Raw genomic sequence first — 2,836 nt, 5'->3', positions numbered from 1 at the left:
TTAAGAAGTGAAACTCTTATATTTCGGTAATAGTCTGATTATTTTATGTTTTGCACTCCTAAGTGCTTGCGTTAAACAAACAAAAACTGATGAAAATAAAATTAATCTTTTTTTCAATCAAGGATTTCTAACTTATGGAGATTATTCTCATCAAGAAGTGAAAATAAAAAAATACATAAAAAGAACCGATTCAAAATGCACAGACCATTACATTACTGAAATAAACTTTGACAATTTGCCCTATTTTCAAAAGCATAAAATTAAAGGTACTTGTAGTTTAAAACAAACTGTTTTAGGATGCAACCCCTTCTCATTGAATGATTCACGCTTAACAGTTCAAAATAATAAAAACTTATTTTATGAAATTGAACATATTCAAGACGTCCTAAATACACAGTTCCCTGAATCTAAAATTCATAAAATATCAGCACGAACAGTTAATTTAGATAGTATACCTTCCTCGAATTTTTCATATCTGATTAGTAATCAACATTCTACCATTTATCAAAGTGTGTACGCTTTAAGTTGGAGAGATAATGCAATAGAAATTATTTTTGAAGTAAAAGGGCAGTTTACGTTAGAAACAGAAATTTTTGAAAACAAATTTATAGACAATTTAAATTTTAAAAATCCTTAATATTTAAAACTATTTTAGCTGGCTCTGCGGAGTTTATTGCTTTCCTAGGTGTGAAATGATGGTTCCACCAGCATAAAATGAATGCTAAACAGATTTTGAATAACGTAAAATTATTCTTTTGATCAAACCACTAAATGTTTGGCTCAAGCCAAATAGTGGTGAAAATTTCACAGACTCCATCTAAAGATGGAGGGAATTCAACATCGTGTTTTGGACCAAGGTTTCAATTGCCACTGGCTTTAGCCAGTGGATACTGAATATAGATTCCATTTCGACTTTAGTCAAAAAGATACTATATTTATATTCATCTTAGCTGGCGTTTACGAATTCCGAAAGCAAATAGAAGAAGGAAAAACCGCCGATGAAATCCAAAAATCATGGGACCCGGGTCTTTCAGCATACAAAAAGATGAGATTGAAGTATGTTTTGTATGATTGATGGAAAAGGTTTGGTTAATATAAACTGTCTTGCGAATCTCTTCGATTGAAGACAATAATTTTTAAGATTAATAACTCAATTTTAATTATAATAGTATTTTCAATACAATGCAAAAATTAAAATATTATCTAGTTATATCTATCGTCTTACTAGTTGAGCTACTTCTGATTATAAAAATATATACAATTATATTAAAATACGGATTTCTTTTTTTAGAGGCAGGTTCTATTAGCAGTGGTTCAGAAAGTTCTAAATTTATCTTATTAATATATATTTTACCTTTTCTACTTTGCCTAAGAATTATATATATCAAATTGCTTGAAATAAGTACGGTCATATTTCTAATTCAGAATACATATCTATTCTTTTCGATTAACATATTTAACCATAATACTCTTTTTCTTACAAAATTATATTTTGTTGGCATGGTTCTAAATTTAATATTTTACAAAATTGATAATATGGTGATGAATTTTCTAAAAGTGAAATTTCAGACGAATAGCTAATGATTTTCCTTTCAACTAATGACTTCTTTGGTGCGATATGCTAGTTTCACCTCAAAAAATAATTACAAACAGATTTTGAATAACTTAACTCTGTTGAAGATAGTCCTATAGTTCAAACCATTAAAAGTTTGGCTAAAGCCAAATATTCGCTGCAATTTCACAAGCTCCATCTAAAGATGGAGGGAACTCAACATCACATTTTGAAACTACGATTTTAATTGCCACTGGCTTTAGCCAGTGGATACTGAATATGGAGTCCATCTCGACTTTAGTCAAAAAGATGATGAATTGATATTCCTGTAGCTGGTGATTAGGAGTTCAGAAAACAAATAAAAGAAGGAAAAACCGCCGAAGAAATCCAAAAAACCTGGGAACCGGATCTTTCAGAATACAAAAAAATGAGGTTGAAGTATGTTTTATATGATTGCGTGAAAAGGTTTGGTTGGAATAAATTGTATTATATTTAACTTCGGTAAAAGATATAAATTTAACTGAAAGAGGGCAAGAGCCTTATTAAACACATCACAGGAATAAATTATGTCATAAATAGCCTATATGAAAAACGTTATTTTACTATTTGTTTTCTTTGCCATTGTTAGTTCTTGCACAGAATCTAAAAAGAAATCCAATTTTGACGTAGCTGAAAGTTCATTTTTAAATCAAAATATAGATAGCCTTTTAAATATAGCTCTTAACCAAGGGTCTAAAAAGGCATTTGATAATGCGGCCTTATTGTTAGACTATTACGATGATATGGATAGATTATTCTTCGCATCCATTATAATGGCTAATAAATATAATTATTCAAAAGCTTATTATCGAGCTTTTATGTGTTTAAAAGAGGGATTTGATACAAACTATTCTAAAATAGAACTCAATAATGATTTGAATTTTTCTTTCGCAAAGTACTATTTGTTAAAAGCCAAAGAAATTGAAAAAAAAGATGAGGATCTTATTTTTTCAATCAATGTTGAATTGAAAACTTCTTTTAAAGAATACCCGTTGCTTCCTAATTCGGAAGATTATTTGCTTTCTGAATTAAAAAAAAGAAAAACCCTTCAATAAACTAATTTGCATTTCTTGATTCAAAAAAAGACTTATAGTCGAAGAAAATCAATCTTGGTTAGTGGTATTTTCCACCAAATTCAAACAAAACCCAGCTCTTCAACCAAACAACAAGCTCACCCTCAAATAAGTATAGCCTTCATTTCCAATGCATTCTGTCGCCAAAAAGCACCTGGGCTGATAAAAACTC

General features: G+C 29.5%; 3 protein-coding genes and 1 pseudogene. All 4 read left to right on the top strand.

Annotated features, from left to right (window positions below; genetic code table 11):
* Nucleotides 1-7: 7 nt before the first annotated feature.
* The 4 genes and pseudogenes from EGI31_RS14370 to EGI31_RS14355 all read left to right on the top strand — a co-directional run bounded on the left by EGI31_RS14370 (nt 8) and on the right by EGI31_RS14355 (nt 2,646).
* Nucleotides 8-637 carry a hypothetical protein gene (locus tag EGI31_RS14370; protein ID WP_255036613.1) on the top strand — a complete coding sequence of 210 codons (630 nt, stop codon included), beginning with the start codon at nt 8-10 and terminating at the stop codon, nt 635-637.
* A gap of 246 nt (nt 638-883) precedes the next feature.
* Complete coding sequence (locus EGI31_RS14365) at nt 884-1,075, top strand: exo-beta-N-acetylmuramidase NamZ domain-containing protein (protein ID WP_255037907.1); 192 nt, start codon at nt 884-886, stop codon at nt 1,073-1,075.
* Between the two features lie 832 nt (nt 1,076-1,907).
* Nucleotides 1,908-2,048, top strand: a pseudogene (locus EGI31_RS14360) (hypothetical protein); the annotation flags it as partial.
* 88 nt (nt 2,049-2,136) lie between these two features.
* Entirely contained in the window at nt 2,137-2,646 is a 510-nt protein-coding gene (locus tag EGI31_RS14355; protein ID WP_255036849.1) for a hypothetical protein, read from the top strand.
* The last annotated feature ends 190 nt before the right edge of the window (nt 2,647-2,836 follow it).

Source organism: Lacihabitans soyangensis (genome assembly GCF_024343775.1).
GTDB lineage: Bacteria > Bacteroidota > Bacteroidia > Cytophagales > Spirosomataceae > Leadbetterella > Leadbetterella soyangensis.
Note: the sequence above shows the minus strand (reverse complement) of the source record. Positions and strands in the feature narration are given on the sequence as shown.